The 18,747-nt window shown below is 41.9% G+C and carries 18 protein-coding genes; 10 read left to right on the forward strand and 8 right to left on the reverse strand.

Translation table 11 applies throughout. The features are described from left to right. Positions 1-2 precede the first annotated feature (2 nt). From mreC to feoB, 7 genes are all read left to right on the forward strand, one after another. Complete coding sequence (gene mreC / locus ACN20O_RS10730; protein WP_158649535.1) at positions 3-893, forward strand: rod shape-determining protein MreC; 891 nt, start codon at positions 3-5, stop codon at positions 891-893. Then, complete coding sequence (locus ACN20O_RS10735; RefSeq protein WP_102242290.1) at positions 890-1,423, forward strand: hypothetical protein; 534 nt, start codon at positions 890-892, stop codon at positions 1,421-1,423. Before mreC ends, ACN20O_RS10735 begins: the two co-directional genes overlap by 4 nt. Then, positions 1,423-3,495 (forward strand): penicillin-binding protein 2, encoded by a 2,073-nt coding sequence (mrdA, locus tag ACN20O_RS10740; protein WP_491633939.1) that lies wholly within the window; start codon positions 1,423-1,425, stop codon positions 3,493-3,495. Before ACN20O_RS10735 ends, mrdA begins: the two co-directional genes overlap by 1 nt. After that, entirely contained in the window at positions 3,495-4,601 is a 1,107-nt protein-coding gene (gene rodA / locus ACN20O_RS10745) for a rod shape-determining protein RodA (protein WP_491633940.1), read from the forward strand. Before mrdA ends, rodA begins: the two co-directional genes overlap by 1 nt. A 112-nt stretch (positions 4,602-4,713) precedes the next feature. Further along, a complete protein-coding gene (locus tag ACN20O_RS10750; protein ID WP_491633941.1) occupies positions 4,714-5,178 on the forward strand; it encodes a MarR family winged helix-turn-helix transcriptional regulator in 465 nt (154 codons plus the stop codon). A 118-nt stretch (positions 5,179-5,296) separates the two neighbouring features. After that, positions 5,297-5,536, forward strand: a complete 240-nt coding sequence (locus ACN20O_RS10755; RefSeq protein WP_102242294.1) for a FeoA family protein — start codon at positions 5,297-5,299, stop codon at positions 5,534-5,536. Position 5,537: 1 nt separating this feature from the next. Further along, positions 5,538-7,499 (forward strand): ferrous iron transport protein B, encoded by a 1,962-nt coding sequence (feoB, locus tag ACN20O_RS10760; RefSeq protein WP_491633942.1) that lies wholly within the window; start codon positions 5,538-5,540, stop codon positions 7,497-7,499. 6 nt (positions 7,500-7,505) lie between these two features. On the opposite strand, the gene ACN20O_RS10765 is transcribed toward feoB, so the two are convergent. From ACN20O_RS10765 to ACN20O_RS10785, 5 genes are all read right to left on the reverse strand, one after another. Further along, entirely contained in the window at positions 7,506-8,021 is a 516-nt protein-coding gene (locus ACN20O_RS10765) for a rhodanese-like domain-containing protein (RefSeq protein ID WP_491633943.1), read from the reverse strand. Between the two features lie 91 nt (positions 8,022-8,112). Next, positions 8,113-9,420: an HD domain-containing protein gene (locus ACN20O_RS10770; protein ID WP_491633944.1), complete on the reverse strand. Its 1,308-nt coding sequence runs from the start codon at positions 9,418-9,420 to the stop codon at positions 8,113-8,115. A gap of 8 nt (positions 9,421-9,428) precedes the next feature. Then, positions 9,429-9,689, reverse strand: a complete 261-nt coding sequence (locus tag ACN20O_RS10775; RefSeq protein WP_102242298.1) for a glutaredoxin family protein — start codon at positions 9,687-9,689, stop codon at positions 9,429-9,431. Positions 9,690-9,748: 59 nt separating this feature from the next. Continuing rightward, positions 9,749-10,480 (reverse strand): histone protein, encoded by a 732-nt coding sequence (locus ACN20O_RS10780; RefSeq protein WP_491633945.1) that lies wholly within the window; start codon positions 10,478-10,480, stop codon positions 9,749-9,751. Between the two features lie 81 nt (positions 10,481-10,561). Further along, positions 10,562-13,225 carry a Tad domain-containing protein gene (locus tag ACN20O_RS10785; RefSeq protein ID WP_491633946.1) on the reverse strand — a complete coding sequence of 888 codons (2,664 nt, stop codon included), beginning with the start codon at positions 13,223-13,225 and terminating at the stop codon, positions 10,562-10,564. A gap of 362 nt (positions 13,226-13,587) precedes the next feature. Between ACN20O_RS10785 and ACN20O_RS10790 the strand changes: the two genes are divergently transcribed. Continuing rightward, complete coding sequence (locus ACN20O_RS10790; RefSeq protein WP_491633947.1) at positions 13,588-13,992, forward strand: hypothetical protein; 405 nt, start codon at positions 13,588-13,590, stop codon at positions 13,990-13,992. A gap of 145 nt (positions 13,993-14,137) precedes the next feature. Continuing rightward, positions 14,138-14,602 (forward strand): single-stranded DNA-binding protein, encoded by a 465-nt coding sequence (locus ACN20O_RS10795; RefSeq protein WP_133566684.1) that lies wholly within the window; start codon positions 14,138-14,140, stop codon positions 14,600-14,602. 56 nt (positions 14,603-14,658) lie between these two features. Here ACN20O_RS10795 and ACN20O_RS10800 read toward each other — a convergent pair whose 3' ends face one another. Next, on the reverse strand, positions 14,659-15,129 hold the full coding sequence (locus ACN20O_RS10800) for a CBS domain-containing protein (RefSeq protein WP_491633948.1): 471 nt from the start codon (positions 15,127-15,129) through the stop codon (positions 14,659-14,661). A 205-nt stretch (positions 15,130-15,334) separates the two neighbouring features. Between ACN20O_RS10800 and ACN20O_RS10805 the strand changes: the two genes are divergently transcribed. After that, positions 15,335-15,691, forward strand: a complete 357-nt coding sequence (locus tag ACN20O_RS10805) for a hypothetical protein (protein ID WP_491633949.1) — start codon at positions 15,335-15,337, stop codon at positions 15,689-15,691. Here ACN20O_RS10805 and ACN20O_RS10810 read toward each other — a convergent pair. Together ACN20O_RS10810 and ACN20O_RS10815 are read right to left on the reverse strand one after the other, a co-directional pair. Further along, positions 15,688-17,751 (reverse strand): DUF748 domain-containing protein, encoded by a 2,064-nt coding sequence (locus ACN20O_RS10810; protein ID WP_491633950.1) that lies wholly within the window; start codon positions 17,749-17,751, stop codon positions 15,688-15,690. The two genes, ACN20O_RS10805 and ACN20O_RS10810, sit on opposite strands and share 4 nt — an antisense overlap. Positions 17,752-17,778: 27 nt before the next feature. Next, entirely contained in the window at positions 17,779-18,747 is a 969-nt protein-coding gene (locus ACN20O_RS10815) for a thioesterase domain-containing protein (protein ID WP_491633951.1), read from the reverse strand.

Genomic DNA, 18,747 nt, shown 5'->3' on the forward strand with positions numbered 1-18,747 from the left:
ACTTGAGATTGTCTGATTCAGAAGAGCGCAAAACCAAGATTGTGATTAACAGCATAATCTTAGCGATTTCCCTGTATGGGATGTCGCAGCGAGACTACGTTTTCCAAAAAACATCTATTGCTGAAAGAGTCATTATCGACCTGATGGCCCCTGTCCAAAGTTTTGTGACCGGAATTCAAGAAGGGATGTCTTCGTATGTTGAACACTACGTCGCCAACCTTAATGCCAGCAAAGAAAATAAAGTTCTAAAAAATAAGATCTCTGACCTGCAAAACGAAGTTTTCAGCTACCAGGAAGCGGTTAAAGAAAGTGACCGCCTTCGCGAGCTGATTAACTACGGCGAGCAGTTAGAAAGAAAGAAAATCGTTGCCCGCGTTGTTTCGTGGGATTCAGCGGATGATTACAAGGTTATTCGTATCAACAAAGGTGTTAAGCACGGAGTGAAACTGCACTCAGTTGTCGTGAGTGCTGAAGGTCTGGTTGGGTACGTTTATCGTCTGACAGCTCACTTTGCTGACGTTATCACAATCCTTGATGCCAACAACCGCGTTGACGGGGTGGTTGAGCGCCTAAGATCTCACGGGGTGGTTGAAGGATACAGCCGTGGTCGCTGTATTATGAAATATGTTAACCGTACTGAGCCGATTATCCTGAATGACATCGTTTTAACAGCGGGCCTAGGGAATGTTTACCCAAAAGGACTTAAGATCGGATACATCTCGCGTATTGAGCGCGAAAGTTACGGGATCACTCAGCACGTAGAAATCACGCCAATCGTAAATTTCTCAAAACTTGAAGAAGTTCTGGTTCTGGTTCAAGAGCAAGAAGAAGATAAACAACTCGAGTGGAAGGCCTTAGACCAAGAGCCGGAAGCAGGCGAGATTAAACGATGAAAACAAATTTAAAAGATATTATTGTTCCACTGATTAAAACGCTCATCCTTCTTTTCTTTTTAGAAGTTATGACGACAGCAGTATTCCCGAATATTGGTCTTCTACACTATAGAATTCCGTTCAATATTCTACTGGTTTTATTCCTTGGTCTAAGACTTGAAACTCCATACCTGGCCATCATTATTATGATCGTTCAATACTTTCACGGATTTTTCTCCGTTGAAGGTTGGGAGATGGGAACAGTTACCGGAATCGTGATCTGTGTTGTCGTTTCTTACGTAAGAGAAATGATTCACTTCTCGTCTTGGACGATGACGATCTTAATTACCCAGGTCTTCCAATTGTTATGGTTTTTTGTACAATCAATTCTCATCTATATTCAGCTTGGAAGTTTGAATTATATTTTTGAAAAAGGCTGGCGCTTCCTTCCTCAGTCCGTCATTATCGCCCTTTTATCGCCGATCTTTTTCTATATCTTAAATAGAATCTGGAACGTTGATGATCGCGGTATGCTAGGAGATAAGGTCTAATGTTCGGTGAAGACGATCTGGTCAAATCCCACCAGGAAAGAGCAGATTTATTATTTAATATTATTGTTATAGCTTTTGCGATTTTGCTTGCCCGTTTGTGGTACCTGCAGATTTATCGTGGAAAGCAGTTCTTTAACTACTCTCTGGAAAACAGACTTCGTAAAGACGTTGTCCGTGCTCCACGCGGGATGATTTTCTCGCGCAATAACGTTCTTCTTACTCACAACGTTCCACGCTTTGATGCGATCGTGACGCCTCAGTATTTAGAAAGTTCAGACGAGACAATTGCTTACCTTGGTCAAATCCTGGAGATGACTCCAGATGCGATCAAAAAAATCCTAAAACGCTATCAGGGACAAGCAAAATACATCCCGGTTGTTATTAAGAAAAACATTTCAAGAAAAGAAGTAGCGATCATTGAAACTGAATCGGCAAGATTGCCGGGGGTTTCGGTTGAAACATTCATTTCCCGCGAGTACACCGACCGCGATGCCGGTGCCCACTTATTGGGATATATTTCAGAAATTTCTCAGGAAAAACTACCAAAACTGCGCGAGCGCGATAAGTACGATTACAAACAAGGTGACTTCATCGGGCAAGCGGGGATCGAACAGCAGTTTGACTTAGAAATCAGAGGACAAGACGGCTACCAGTTCATGGAAGTTGATGCCAGAGGACGCGCCAGAAGACACGTCAGCTCTGATGATCTTTACTCTGGAATTGAAAACAAAATGGCAGAGCCTGGGAAAAACGTTCGTTTAACAATCGACCGCGATGTTCAGTTAGCTGCATATCACGCGCTTGATGGAAAAGATGGAGCAGCCGTTGCTCTTGATGTTGAAACAGGTGAAGTTATCGCCATGGTTTCTCGCCCAGCTTACGACCCAGGAAACTTCTCGACAGGTCTTACTTCAAACTATTGGGGTGGACTGGTTATGGATGAGAAGAGACCTCTTCGCGACAGAACAATCCAGGAGCACTATTCTCCGGGATCAACATTTAAAACTTTAACTCACATTGCAGCTTTAGAAGAAGGAATCATCAACGAAAACACGAAAGTTGTTTGTACTGGTGGTTACAGAATGGGGGGAAGGGTTTTCCACTGTTGGAAAAAAGAAGGTCACGGTGTTGTTGACGTTATTAAGGCGCTACAAACTTCATGTGACGTTTTCTATTACACAATTGGTAACAAGATCGACATCGACGTTATTTATAAATACGCGACGATGTTTGGTATGGGACAGAGATCAGGAATCATTCTTCCTCGCGAAACTTCAGGTTTAATTCCAAATAAAGAATGGAAAAAGAAACGCACAGGGATCGAGTGGCAGAAAGGGGAGACTCTTTCATGTGTTATCGGTCAGTCATTCGTTAACGTCACTCCACTTCAGCTGGCGATGTTCTATTCAACTTTAGCAAACGAAGGGAAGTTATACCGTCCACACGTTGTTAAGGAAGTATTCTCAAACACTGGACAGGTATTAAAGAGATACGAACCAGAACTCATCAATGAGTTTAAGATTTCAAAGAAGACACTTGATCTGACAAAACGTGCACTATTTGACGTAGTAAACGTGCCAGGTGGTACAGCTTACTCACAAAAAGGAGTGGGGATTCAGATGTCTGGTAAAACCGGGACGGCCCAGGTTATCAGCTTCTCGGCAGATAAAATTTTCAGTAAGTGTGAAAACCAAGAATACAGATTCCGTCACCACGGTCTATTTACAGCTTATGCACCAAGTGTGAATCCAAAAATTGCTGTTGCGGTTGTTGTAGAGCACGGTTGTCACGGTGGTTCTGCCGCAGGTCCGGTTGCCCGTGCCATGGTTTCAGCATACATGAATAAGTATTATCCAAAATATCAGGAAAAGCTGATTGCTGAAGATAAGATGACTTTTGAAGAAGCAATCGAGGATAACAGAGTTAATCCATTCCCGATGGTTCCAGAAACTAACCCAATTGACTTCTATGATGAGCAAGGGGTTCTGGTGCGCAATTATGTATTAAATAAAGATGGCAAACGCGTGCCTCTTGCTCCTCAAGCTGAAGGAGCGGGGACGGATGGTGAATAATGATTAATTTTAGAGAAGAACTCAAGCGCTACGATTATTCGTTCTTCGGAATTTGTACTGCAATTTTCGTGATCGGTATCTTAAACCTGTACTCAGCGACTCACTCACACGGTGTTGGTCCAGAGCAAGGGATTTATAAAACTCAAATCATGTGGTTCTGCCTTTCCTGGATGGTGGGAATCGGTGTGAGTTTTATTCAACCAAAGAACTTTTATCGTTTAGCTTATCCTTCCTATCTATTATGTATCATGCTGTTGATTATGGTTCTCTTTGTCGGTCACTCGGCCCTGGGTGGGCAGCGCTGGATCGGTATCGGTGGGATTAAATTCCAGCCTTCGGAGATCGTTAAGATGTCCGTGGTTCTCGTACTGGCAAGATGGTACTCAAAGGCTTCTCCAGAGCAAGAAACTGGTTTTAGAGAGCTCATCATTCCATTTCTTATTACTTTCGTTCCAGCAATCATGGTTATTATTCAGCCCGATCTTGGGACGGGAATGTTAACGCTGCTTATTTTCTTCATGATCACTTTCTATAGAAAGTTAAAGTGGAAAACGATTGTTGTTATTGGGATGATCGGAGTTGTTTCAGCGACGGTTATGTATAACTTTGGTCTTCGCGAGTACCAAAAGAAAAGGATTATCACTTTCCTTGATCCGGAATTCGATGCGAAGGGATCAGGATACAACGCGATTCAGTCTAAAATTGCTATCGGTTCGGGACAATTTTTTGGAAAAGGATTCCGCCAGTCTTCTCAGGGGGCGCTGAACTATCTTCCAGAAAACCACACTGACTTTATTTTCGCGATCTTCAATGAAGAGCACGGGTTTGTGGGATCAGTTTTCCTGATCGCTTTATACCTGGCACTGTTCTATCGATTGTTATGGCTCGCTTCCAACGTCAATAAGATGTTCGATTCCATCGTTGTTGTCGGAGTGCTCGGGATTTTCTTTTGGCACACCATCGTCAACATGAGCATGGTTTCCGGATTGATGCCTATCGTTGGTATTCCGCTCCCACTTATGTCTTACGGGGGGTCAAACCTTCTGACATTCGGTGTGTGTTGCGGCGTCGTGACATCTATCAGCAACGCGAGAAATTTATTCTAAAGTCTGTCATTTGGAATTAGTACCGTTGTAAGACTTGACTCTCTTGGAATCTTCGTGGGAAACTATTTTAGTCTCAGTAGGGGACTATATAACCAATAACCACGGACGTTTCATGAAGAAAGTTTCGAGTATCGGAAGTTTAGTAAAAAAAATTTACAGAACTTACTCAGCAGAACTACTAGTGTCATTACAATCAAGAGGATTCACCGACCTAAGACCATCGTTCTTAGAAGTTCTTCTATTTATCTGCGAGCACGACGGACCGTCTATTAAAGAGATTGGTGCTGGTTGTGGCCTTAAGAAGCAAACAATGACTTCTCACCTTAATGAGCTTGAAAGCCGTGGCTATATCGAGCGCAGACTTAACTCTCACGACAAACGCGAACAAAATATCTTCCTTACGGAGTATGGCCTGAAATTTAAACTGAACTTGTTTGAATGCATTGGCGATATTGAGAAAAAGTACACCGACTTAATTGGTGACCTTGAACTTAACCGTGTGGAACTCATTTTAAAGAACTTTCATTCTAAGTTGTTAGTTCAACCAGGGCTCTTCGAGCACTTTTCGGACCACTGAGTTATATCAGCAAACTTCCTATTGATTATCCTCCGTACTAATAATAGTATGCGGTAAGTTAGTCTATTCAAATTTTTATTCCCGGGCTGGAATTACTGTTACCTTGTTAGGACGGTTTATGAGTTTAACTCTTGCAGATGTTCCTGTTGGAACTAAAGTCGAAGTTGTTGGTTATGAAGGCGAGAGCCTTTATGAATTCAAATTTATTTCTCTGGGGATTCTTCCCGGAGATCATGTCGAAATCAAATCTAAAAGTCTTTTCGGTGGCCCGATTGCTCTTAAGCATGGTGAGTGGAATTTTCTGGCACTAAGAAAAGATTACGCTAATAAAATTATTGTAAAGAAGTTGGGAGAATAAAATGGAAAACGTATTGCTCGTTGGTTTTCCGAACTCTGGTAAATCAACCATTTTTAATATGCTGACAGGCCAGTTGAGAAAAGTTTCCAACTACTCGGGCGTCACTGTCGATTCAGCAAACGCAGAATTAATTTCAAATTCAATCAATGATAAAAAAATAAGTGTGGTTGATCTTCCGGGTGTATACAACCTTGTTCCCACAAGTCTTGATGAGGGAGTCACAACAACTTCATTAATTAAAGACATGTCAAAGTACAAAGCGATCGCCATGATTCTGGATCTTGACCGCTTTGAAGCCTCTCTGTCGCTGCTTTTAGCGGTAAAAGAAATCCTTCCAAAGAAAAATATCATTGTTATCGTGAACAAAAATGATCACCTGCTCTTTACAGCAGAGCATGCTAAAAAACTTGAAATCAAAATTGGTTATCCAGTATTAAGTATCTCGGCGATCAATGACGATGAAAAAGAGCTGGATAATTTCATCCGCAAATTCGTGACAGATAAAAAAGAAGCAGACTCTGCTTTTGAAAAAATCAAAGTTTACCCTGAGTCGACTCAGTATATTCCTGAGTTGAAATCACAGGAGCATTTTGTAGAAGTGGCCGTAGGTGACGTTGTTAAGACAATTAAATCTCACCAGGCAGAGGCCAGAGAGATCATCAATGGAATTTATTCTCACTCTTCTTCTAAAACTAAGTTCACTGAAAAGTTAGATGCAATTATGCTTCACAAGTTTTGGGGAAGTTTAATTTTCATCGCCATCTTCTATATCATTTTCCACGCTATTTATTCTTGGGCAGGCCCAATCATGGATCTGACTGAAGCTGCTGTAGGCGCTCTAGGTGATTTCGTTGGACCACACCTTCCGGAAGGACTTATCAGAAGTGTCGTCATTGATGGTGTATTTGCCGGAGTGGGGGGAGTTATTGTTTTCCTTCCTCAGATTATGATTCTCTTTTTCTTGTTAAGTTTATTAGAGCAATCGGGCTACATTTCAAGGGCCGCTGTTTTAACTGATAAAGTCATGGGAACATTCGGACTTAATGGAAAAGCTTTCCTTCCTTATATGTCTGGTTTTGCCTGTGCCATTCCAGCGATCATGGCCGCAAGAAGTATTCCGGATCACAAAGAGAGGGCCTGCACGATCATGACGATTCCAATGATCACTTGTAGCGCCAGACTTCCGGTTTATGTTCTTTTAATCGGGACATTTATTCCAAGTGTAACTTACCTGGGCTTTTTAAATTCTCAAGCACTGGCCTTCTTCTTCCTTTATTTCCTTGGAAGCTTTATGGCCTTAATCATCGCTAAGATTTTCAGGCTGACGATTTATAAAGGTGAAACAAGTAACTTCATTATCGATCTTCCTCATTATGAAAAACCTTCTTTTAGATTTGCTGTAAGACAAGCTCTGAGAAAAGGAAAAGTTTTTCTTAAGAAGGCCGGAACAATCATTCTGGGGCTTTCGATTTTAATCTGGATTCTTTCTACTTTCCCTGGATTAAGTGAAGAGCAAACTATCAATAAAACTCCTGAAGAAGTTTCAGCATTAACTCTTGAGAACTCTTACCTTGGTCAAGCAGGGAAGCTCATGGAGCCGGTGCTTAAACCGATGGGTATGAACTGGAAAATGGGAGTTGGGGTTCTTGTAGCTTTTGGAGCACGTGAACTTTTCGTTTCGACTCTGGGAACTGTTTACGCTCTTGGTGATGTTGATGAAGAATCAAGCTCTCTTCGCGATAGACTAAAATCTGAAGTTGATCCGGTTACAGGGAAACCTGTTTTCAATACGGCAGTCGCATGGAGTCTTCTGATCTTCTTCGTCTTTGCTCTTCAGTGTATCAGTACATTGGCGATTCTAAGAAGAGAAATGGGCTCGTGGAAATACCCGGCATTCATGTTCACTTACATGGGGCTCTTGGGCTATGCCGGCGCAACGATTGCTTATCAATTACTGAAGTAAATTCTTTTAAACGGGTGCATCTTTATCAGGTGCACTCTTCTCTGATGATTTCCCAGGCCAGAATTCATAGCCCCCCGAAATATTATTGATATTAAAAAATCCTTTTTTTACCAATAACTCACAGGCCGAAATAGAACGCAGTCCGTTTTCTGAGATAACTAAGATAGGAACAGTTTTACTTGGGATTTCAGAAAAACGCACATGTAGTTCTTCAATAGGAATGTGAACCGCTTCTTCTAGTCTCGTTCCCTTAAATGACTTTGACGTTACATCTAAAACAAAAAAATCAATGTTTGGATTATTGTAGATACTCCATGCTCTTTGCGGAGAGATGTCGTTATAAGGTCTTCCCATCAGGATCATGTGGTCGTCGATTTCTTCGCCGTTTTTAACACGCACTAAATGGTTTCTTTGAAGAGTGATGGAGAAATCAAGCTTTTCATCAATTCGAGAAATGTTCTTTTCAATGTTGTTCAATCTTGAATTGATAAACTCTAGCATCTGGAAGCTTTTTAAATCCACAGTCGACTCCTTCTAGTGTGTGATCTTCCTTCCATTCTACAGGGGAAGACCACCACTGGGGGAGTCGGGCAAAAGCTTCTATGCGGGCCTTTTAACGGGCGTGAATGAGTTCCAGGATTCTCTTCTGCTGAACAGGAGAAAGGGTCTCAAAATCGCAGTGAAGGCGGTTAACCGCGTGAGATTTAGCAAATTTAGTGAAGAGGTCAGTGGCTTCATTGATATCGAAAGTGATTTTTTGGTCGCTTCCAAAAAGCTTTCTGACAACTTTCATCGGGTACTTCGAAATGCTCGTTTCATCGACATAGTACTTTGATAAACGTCCACTTGAAGAGCTTCTGATGAATTCGATATTTTCCTGTGCCAGGTAATTCAGGATTTCAGTGAGCTTCTTTTCCTGGTTATCGTTGAAAGACTCGAAGATCTTTTGTGGAACTTGATTCTTAACAACCGCTTCAGCGTATTTGTTTTTCGATTTTCTTAAAACCTTCATCAGGAATTGGTCATCGTGTTCGATATACTCTTCAATGCTCGCCGGGATGACGTACTCAGAAGGTGAAGTCCTGAAGTACTTAAAGAGCAATTGCTCTAGGCACACGGCACGGTAGTGGAAATACACCATGATGAACATGTGGTAGCGAGACAGAAGGAAATCATCGAAAGTCACCACAGCTCTTTCGTTAATCCCTAAGTAGGCCATGTCGTTTTCTACGCACACTTCAAGGTTATCCAGCATCCAATCCAGGTCGTATGAGCCGTAGCTTACCCCACAGAAATAACTATCGCGAAGCAGGTAGTCCATGCGGTCACAGTCTAGTTCACTTGAAACCAGCTGAGACAGGACAGGGAAGTAATTAATTCCATCGACTTTAAAATAATCCGGGTCACTTGTATGTCCAGTGATTAAGTCAGCAATGTGCTTTCTCTCTAGTCCGAATTTTTTTTCTACAAGTGAGAATGAACCGGCAAATGAACTGTCGACGATAGACTTGATTGTGTAGTCTTCGTGAGTCGCCTGGCGGTCATTTTTTTGATCTTTCAGCGAAAGGAAGTCTTTCGGAATGTTTAGTTCTGAAAGTTTCGGCATCACCGTTTCTGTCGAGTGAGACAGGGGAGCGTGACCGACATCGTGAAGAAGACAGGCCAGCTTAAAAGTTTCTTTTAAACGTTGGATGTTCTTGTCTTGTAAACGATGTTTGAAAAGTCTGTCGAAAGCGCTGTTGGCAATATTCATAACACCAATAGAGTGAATGAATCTGGTGTGAGTCGCTCCAGGAAATACGTATTCAGAAAAACCAAGTTGTTTGATGTTTCTTAAGCGTTGAAAAAAATCATCACGGATAATGGGAATTTCTTCATCGAGGATGTGGATAGAGCCATGAACGGGATCGCGAATTTCCATTTTTTTCCTTAAGTTGTCTTTGTCAGACGGTCAACGTTTGCTTCTAACCATGCCATGATATCTGATGACTCATGCATAGGATCTCCATCGATAAACAGGCAAGGGACCGTTTTTCTTCCCGTGATCTGGATAAGCTTTTGGAGCGCATTTAGATCTTCATAGATGTCGATCCAGTTAACTTTAATTTTGTGCTTATTAATGACATTTATAACTCTTTGGCAATAAGGACAAGAGTCGAAGTAATAAAAATCTAATTCAGGGGCTTTCATTTTTTAAGGCCTTATATAGCAAAAAGGGCTTCCGAAGAAGCCCTCTATAGTTTTAGTTTCTAGTAATCGTCATCGAACGAATCTTCATCGTCACCTGATTTCTTTCCAAGAGCGTATTGCTCATCTTCATCAAGCTCGCGGTCTAAGTCGTCATCTTCCGGCTTATCGAAAGCGTCGTTATAGCCCCATCCGTATGAATAGTTTCCTTCTGTCTGGCTATTGCCTTCATCGTCTTCAGGATCGAATTCTTCTTCAAACTTAGCTCCGCCGCCTTCGCCTTCTTCTTCATCGTCGAAGTCTTCGTCGCCCATAGCTTCGTCTACAGTCTCAGTGTCTTCATCGTCACCAAGATCAGAGTCCAGATCGAAGTCATCTTCCAATTCGTCATCGAAGTATTCATTCTGCTTGCCTTTTGTGCTAACAGGAGTAGCGATGGCGCTTTTATATTTCTTGATAGCTTCTTCTCTTGAAAGAACAGCGTCTTTTTTAGTGGCCACTGCTTTAGCAGCTGTTTTTGGTGCTGCCTTTGTAGCTGCTGCTTTTTTTGGAGCAGGAGCGGCCTTTTTAGCTACTGCTTTTTTAGCTACTGCTTTTTTCGCAGGAGCGGCCTTTTTGGTTACTGCTTTTTTAGGAGCAGGGGCTGCTTTTTTAGCTACTGCTTTTTTCGCAGGAGCGGCTTTTTTAGCTACTGCTTTTTTTGCAGGAGCGGCCTTTTTAGCTACTGCTTTTTTTGCAGGAGCGGCTTTTTTAGTAACTGCTTTTTTTGCTTTTGGGGCTGCTTTTTTGGCCATTCTGATATCCTCGTATTAGGAAGGGTTTTTTCTTCAAAACTGGAGAAGAGTATATATGGAAATTTGAACTTTTTTCAAGAATTAAAAATCAAGAAAAAAGGGGCTGTTAAGATTAGTTGTGGCATCAGATTTGACCGGGTTTTGCATTGGCAAAACAGGCAGGTCCGAGACGGGCTTTGTGTCTGATTCAAGGTACACATTGTCCTTATAGCCGCTAATAAGCTTATTTAGAGCAACAAACTTAGTTGAATAGAAGTTTCTGCGCAATGAGTAGGTCCCCGTGTCAGTAGCAACCCCAATAGGGTTTTGAGCAGTCGCATCGGCCCCGGCACCTTGGCGCATCCCTGGGTAATATGCAGTCATAGTCGTATTATTCGGCAGTGGGTTGTAGTAGCTGGTCGTATAGAATAGGTCGCCGTTAGGTTGGTTGACCTTCTTGTCAATGTACTCAATCATCAGCGATTCAAGCGGAACGATCCCGCATTGAATCTGAGATTTCGTAAAAAAATGATAAAACTTCGAGGCCATATCGCCGTGGTTACAACCTGCAGGACTAGTTGGGTCAGGGCTGGAAATTTCAGGTGGAATTGCGCTACCACCGGCCGCATTGGCATGGATACTTTGACCGGCCTGGGCACTGAGGTTAGTTGAGTTTCCTTTCCCTTGGTCAAGGCTATAAATCTTTCTGGCCACTTCAAGTAAAGCGGCCGTGTAGGCTTCAATCGCGCCTTGGTTGGCACTCATGTAAGTCATAACGATTGTTCCAACTTCAGACGATGTTTTGTAGAGAAGTTCTGGCCCAAGCAAAGGAGCAAAAAGCTGGTATTGAAATGAGTTGGGCATTCCAGTATTCGGGTCCAGCGTTTTTTTCACTCTTGGAGCAGCATTACTCTTAGCTTCACCATCGTGAGAAAAATCGGGGATCATGTAGTTGGCTGCATCGTATTTTGTCACTCTTCTGGCCGAGACAAGAGCGCGGATCAAATCAGAAGACGTCATGTTTTTACCAGTGAAATCTCCACCCAGTGCCTGTTTTAACTTTCTTACCTGGTAAGAGTTATAAAGGCCTTGTGATTCTTGAGTGCTCATAAAAGCAGAAATTCTTGGAGTGATAGTCTGAATGCGAGTGACCCCACCAGTGTTTTGAGCTGCAAGGTCGCTGTCTGTGTCGAAATCGTAAATCATATTAGGGATACCGTATGAAATCGGTGAACCCGAACCTGGAACTCCACCAACCAGAGAGTTGAGGTCATTGGCCCAGAAAGTTTCGCTTGAAGGAATTGGCATACCCGGAGCATACCCAGTCGATACCTGGATTCTAATCCCTCCGATATATGAACTACTTCTCGCGTTTTCGTCTTCTCTTGGGACAACTGATCTGTCACCATCCGTGAAGTTAAAAAGTCTTGGACCAATTCTTCCACCGTATGGTTTAGCAGCAGCATAGGCAGTCAGTTTAAATGACCCTGATTGATCGCCTTGTAAGCGAGGGAAGAAAAGCCCGGTGAACTCAGCTTCGCCTTTTACTGCATAGTAAGTCACGACGGCAGGATTTTTAACGAACCCTAAAAGGTAACCAGGAACAGGCATTGCTGATTTAGAAACAAAGCAGCTCGATTCCATTGCTACGTTTGATTCAAACTCATTTCGAGTCGTCGCAAAAGTAGAGAACATCGTAGCGTAGTTAACTGGCACGGCCTGTAGATCGAGATAGTGTTTAGTCAAAGCACTCATACTTGATTCACCTGGGTAGGTGAATGTCGTAGGGATTAAGAATCCTGAGACTGATTTCTCCGGTGCTTGAAAAGGTTGTGGAGAAATTTCTGTGAGCTTAAAAGTCGCTGCTAATTCATCTTGAGCACCACCACCAGAAGAGATGTTGTCTTTGTATTTTCCTCCACCCAGGTTCCTAAAGGCGGACATGAAGGCCTTGGTTGGTCTTTCGTTAAGTCCAATATTTTGTCCGACGGAGGCAAAGTTATTCATGTTGTTTGCAGTGATCTCAGCTACCGGAGGACGATTAACAATCATTTCCAGGTTTCTCATTCTCATTGCCAGCTCAAGAGCTTCTGGCCATGCCCCAGTCCTGTTTGTTGCAATCAGAGGTGCACCAGGAATTTCTTTTAATCCTGAACTATAGGCCCATGAAAGAGCTGCAAGGAAGTTAATCTGTGTTCTTGCCGAACAGTTGGCCCCTTTTTCTTCTACCAGTTTGTTGACGAATGCTTCGTGAATTTCTGAAATTCCTGCTACACCAATTGCTGGGAAACGAGGGATCCCCGGTAGGTTATAAAGTGTACAGATGTCGTTAGAAGAGTTGTTGTGAATACAGATCGTAGGAACGTTGTATTTATCGTAAGCGTTTCCACCTGAACCTAAGTTTGATCCTGAGACGTCGGCGTTAGGTGTTTTTAAAATATAATTTACACGAGTGTTCGATGATAGAACGTTGTCTGAAAGATTGTTGTTTACTCCCTTAACCAGACCCATCTGCCCTAGGATGTAGTATTTAAACATCCATTCTTTGTAAGTGTTTCTCATCTCCCAGTTTACGTAGGCGATGTTAGAGAGTTGGCGTGCCTGAGTTGCGGCCCCTGAGAAGGCGGCGGCGTCCACAGCATTTTGCAGGTTGATTTTGGCCTTTACGAAAAGTCCTACGTTTACGATAAACGCAAGCATCCCCATCACCAGTAATAAGGTGACTCCCATGAAGATACTGAGCTGTCCGCGGTTACTTTTAATCACTCTATAAAACTCACTATAGTGTCTTAATGCTACCGAAGGCGAAATTCATGGTCAAACAATACATTGAAATCAGGTACCCGTAGGACCAGAATGGTGGTCCTATGACTTGGCCCGATTATTGAAGTTGATAAAAACAGTTCTAGAGACCGAGTCTAGATAAAGCGGAACGTTGGTTGTATCTCGGAAATCCCTTCACTACCTTCTTCATACCGTGCACGGTGCACTCCACACAATTTCAAACACCAGAACCCGCGGGGGTTCTGGCTCGCCTTATTTTATTGCCCGACTTTCCTGGTATGGGAAAAAATGTGCCCTCTAAAAATGGCCGTCTTCATTGGGTAGAATAGGAGATGGAGGATCATGTGAGAAATCAACCAAAACCCTTAGTAGAGCGCGTATACAAATATAAAAACAAAGACCGCAATTTTTTCTGTCCGCTTTGCCGTACAGAAAGAAACGTCACTGTATCGCCTAAACTCACTAAGAAAAACCTCCTGCAAATCACCCTGACAACTATCGTTTTAGGGGCCGCTCTATACCCATTTTTTGGGGTAGAGAGCTTCGTGATCTTTTTTGCGATCTGGGGAGCTTTTGAGCTTGCCGTTCGTTCGGATTATAAAAAACAAGTCCCGTGCCCTCACTGTGGGTTTGATGCGACTTGGTATAAACGTGACGTAAAAGTCGCGCGTCAAAAAGTTGCTGAATTCTGGGCGCAAAAACAGCCGGTTAACCCGTCAGTTTCTAACAACCCAGCAAAGCCTTCTTAAGCTTTTCGCTCAATTACAAATTGTAAGACATTTCCTCTTTTGCTCCTGTAAAATTTAAAGTTTAATGGCGGTTCATTAAACACACACAATGTAGCGGTCAGTTTCATACGTTAGTATTGACCGTGAATAAAACAGGAGAGATCTCATGAGTGTTAACAAAGTAATTATCCTTGGTCGTCTAGGACAAGACCCAGAGTTGAAATACACTCCAGGCGGAATGGCAGTTTGTAACTTCACACTAGCTACAAGCGAATCATGGGCAGACAAAGCAGGACAAAAACAAGAAAGAACTGAATGGCATAGAATTGTTGTTTGGGGAAAACTTGCTGAGCTTTGCAACCAATACCTAACAAAGGGAAGACAAGCTTACGTTGAAGGATCACTTCAAACTCGTTCATGGGACGATAAGAGCGGTCAAAAACGTTATACAACTGAAATCAACGCTAAGACGATTCAGTTCATCGGTGGAGCAACTGCTGGTGCTGGTGCAAACGCTGGAGCAGGTAAAGATATGAACCAAAGCGGTCCATCTTACGACTCAAGCATGGTTAACCAAGACTACGACATTTCGACAGACACAAACTTCACGTCTGACGACATTCCGTTTTAGTCTTTAGTTTTTTTAATGAATCTAAAAAGAAGAAGGGCCTCGATTGAGGCCCTTTTTTATTTCTTGTGACTATTTAAGTAATACGACATCGTCCACTGAGTCCAGTTCGGATTGTGATCCATTTTCTCCACTGTTTGAAGAATGTAGGCAAGCATATCAGTTGTTGTCACGATACCTGTAATATCGTGTTCATCATTTTCAACAATCAGCGAAGAGATTTTTTCTCTGATCATTATTTTAGCAACGGCCTTCAAGTCTGTTTTTTCATTCACCATATAAACAGGTGAGTTCATAAAACTTGAAACTTTGCTATCCAACGGAGTCTCAATGTAGTATTCATCAAGTTTCTTAGCGACCATTGCTTTTTGAACATCACGGTCACTTAAGATTCCGATAATTCTTTTGTTTTGATCAACAACTGGAAGATGGCGAATATCTTTTTCCTTCATCAATCTATAAGCATCGATGATGGGGACGTCGTTGTGAATAGTGATCAGATCTTTGGACATAATACTTTGAGCATTCATAGTGTCTCTCCTTAATAGTGATAATCTCACTTAGGAAGATGAGCCTCTATGATCTAGCTTAGCTATTAAAATAATTTGAAACATCCTTGAAGTCGGTAAGTGACGGATATTTGACTCCCCGGCAATTTTTTCTCATTTTTTCTATTATTTTGCTCAACTTTTTATTTCAAAGCCCGACTTGTTCATTAAACAAGTGAGGTTTTTTATGAAAAAGATGATCGTTTTGATCGGCCTTTTAATGTCAATGACTGCAATGGCAGACGATATTATCAAAATGCCAGTGCAAGACTTCAATCCAACACCAGACATGGATTACATCTATGAAATAAAGACCACGAAGTTTGATAAAGTCTTACTCGATTGCCAGAGCCTTGTCACGGGAATGACTTTTTCTGATAAGGGCCAGTTAAAGAGCAATGTTTATCTGGATATGTTCATGTGTGATGAACTTGTCACTTACTTGATTGAATCCAAGAAAGAAAATCTTCCGGTGTGTATTGGGCTTGATGCTGAGTATAGTGAGCTTTATATTACGCGTGAGACTGGGGAAGAGTGTAATTAATCCGCTTTAAAGATTAAAACCGCCCCCGATTTCCCAATAGAATCATCATTCTTTTTCCCGGCCATGACATAAAGTCTCTCGGCGCTAATTCCTTTTTTAGCGAGAAGGTTTTGAACGAGCTGAGCTCTTTTAAGTCCAATTTCTTTGTATTGGGCTTCTTCAATAACCGGTTGCTCTTTAGCACCTTCAACTACAAATTCTTTTTCAGAGCAAGTTCCTAAGATTTCCAAACGAAGCTCCGGCCTTTCTTCCAAAATCCTGGTGACACTGTCAATCTTGGTTTCATCCCCGGCCTTAAAAGTAATTAGCTGATTTTCAAATTCAATCAGCTGGACTTCTTTTCCAATTCCAAAAGCATCTGCCAGAAAATCAAAAGGGGACAACGCGATATTAACAATCATATTAAAAAGCACAGTCCTGATGGCACTGCCGTAAGAGAACTTGGGAGAGTTCGTTTCCCCTTCAAGAGGAAGAATGAATTTGATCTGACCTTTGCGGTCTTTTAAAAGAGCGACGGCAAGCTTTAGAGGAAGATTGGTTGAGTTCTTACTTTCAACTTTTTCTCCTAACGTAAACTGATCTAGGCGAACTTTGTTTTTCCCTACAATCCGGTTTTTCTTTAGAGTGTAATTGACGTCAAGGAAGAGCTTGCCTTTTTTGATCTCATAACCCATGAAGTGGCCCGAGTAGGGAGTGAATGTGGTCATCTCAATATTGGCAAACTTCACATCGAGGTTTAAGTCGAGAGGTTTGATACTTTGGAAGTAATAACCTTTTGAGGTGAATTTTCCTTGGTCTTCCACCATTCCGTTAAGGGCGATATCAATTTTATTTTCTGGATTATTAGAAAGAGGGCCAATATCACCATTGAGAGTGTGAATGTGGGCGATAAACTTCGGTTTTATTTGCCAGTCGTTGTAGTCGAGCTGGCCGTTAATGAGTTTAATCTTGTTAATTTTGTAATTTAAACCAGGCTTCTTAGTTTCGGCAGTTGCAATTTCAGAAGTTGTCGGCGCAACTTGAGAGACTCGAGTTGGCTTCATCAGTTCTTTATAATTTAAAGTTCCATCTGGCTTTAGAAGAACATAACTTTTAAGTTCATCAAAGACCATCGCTTCAAGGGTAAACTTCGCTGGCGCTGTCGAATAGAAAAGCGATTGGAAATCGGCCTTCTTAATCTTTAAGATATTAGTTTGATCTTTTGTTGAAATAAGAGAGAAGTTATTAACTTGCGCATCACCTTTAATGCTAAAGACGGCTTTTTCGTAATCAATGCTTCCATTAAAATCGAGGCTGCCGTGGTTGAGGCTTAAGTAAGTCGTATTCGACATATAAGCCGTTAGGAAATTAAGTGGGAACTTCTTTGCCGTTAAGTGAATATCGGCCGAAGGAGGAGAGAGACTCACTTTTCCTTTGAGAAGTAGGCTTCCCTGGTCTCCAAGATTGATAAAAAGACTTTCTAGTGCGGATTGATTTCCAATCGTCGTGCTAACATTCGAAGCCTTTAAACTCAAAGGTCCAAGAGGAAGATTAACAGGAGTAGGATAATTAAAGTCTCTGAATTGGAAATAGTCTTTATCGAAAGAAAGCTTCTTTAAAACCAAAGTCCAGGGAGCTCCTGAGGATTCTTTTTTCTCCTCAGCTTTTTTAGGTGCATAAGATGTCCAATTGTTTTTTTGTTGTTTGTAAAAACTTAGGTAAACGTGAGCGCCCTCGAAGCTTGCTTCTTTGAAAGTGATCTCTTTAATGAAGAGAGGGAAGATTTCAAGGTTGAGATAAAGGCGATCAAAGGTCAGACGGTTTTTATCGACTCCACCAGATGTCGTGTCAGGGATAGCGAATTTTTTAACTTCTAATTCAAAAGTGTAAGGATTAAAAGAGATCTTTTCGATGTGGACTTTTTCCTTATAGCTCTCGTTGATGAATTTCTCAACTTGAGATTCCATAATGAGTGGAACGATGAAAAAACCAAAAAGGGTGTAGAGGACAATGATCCCAATAATGATATTGCGTGGAAGTTTATAAGTTAAAAACGTCAGAGCATTAAATAGTGTTTTCATTGGGAAAAAGTTTAAACTGTTTAAACCTTAAAGACTATTTTTAATCGCATCCAAAACATCTTTAATCTGACTAGTTTCGCTAATCTCGATAAAGATATCTTCCTGTCCTGCATTACCCAGAACCTCATTGATTTTCTGGAAAATTTCAAACTGAACTTCCGGGCTATCATCCATCTTGGAATGCATGTCAGAGCGTAACTCATTAGTGACTTCAGTGTATTTTGTGTTGCGGGCAACCGTCGGGTCGCCATGAACGAAAGGAAGAATTCCTTCGCCAAAGAAGTTTAGATTACTTTTAACGTTAATAGGAATGATGGTTTTATTCATCCCAACGGCATCGATTGAAACCAGGAGGTCAATAGGGCGGAAACCGTTTTTTGCTGAGTTTAATTCATTGGCCACTTCAATGGCCGTGTCTCCACCAAAGCTGTGTCCTACGAGAACGACAGGTTGATCAGGAGCGTGCTTTTTGATTTCGCCGACGATCTGGTCGTGTTCAGTCCAGTCAAAGCGTTTAGCGCCTGGAAAGTTATCAGACATTTCTTTAATGCCATCGCCATTAGAAATTCCAAATGCTGAAAAGCCCTCGATGAAAATAACAGCTGGCTTTTTAATGAAGTGAGGTGGGGCATCTGGTTTTTTATCAGAGATTTTATTTTCAATAGACTTCGTGTTTTTTGGTACAATCACTGGCATAACAGGAGCTTTCGCAATCGCTTTAGCCACTGATGCCGCTTTATCCATTGCCGATGAAGAAGGAGTTGATGGTGATGACGATGGCTGCTCTGGTGCTGTTTCAGGCGCGGGTTCTGCTGGATTTGTTGGAGTTGTCGTCTCCTGAGCTTTCAGCATTTTTGCCTGGTCAGTGATTTCTGCTTTAGGCAGACCTTCAGCAGTCTTAGCAGCTTCGGCCGGAAGCTTTCCATTTCCACGGAACGGTTTTAAATTTTGGAGATTGGAATTTTTTACGGGAGCTTTGTCTGCTACTTTCGTCAT

The sequence above is a fragment of the Bacteriovorax sp. As-1 genome, assembly GCF_058446905.1.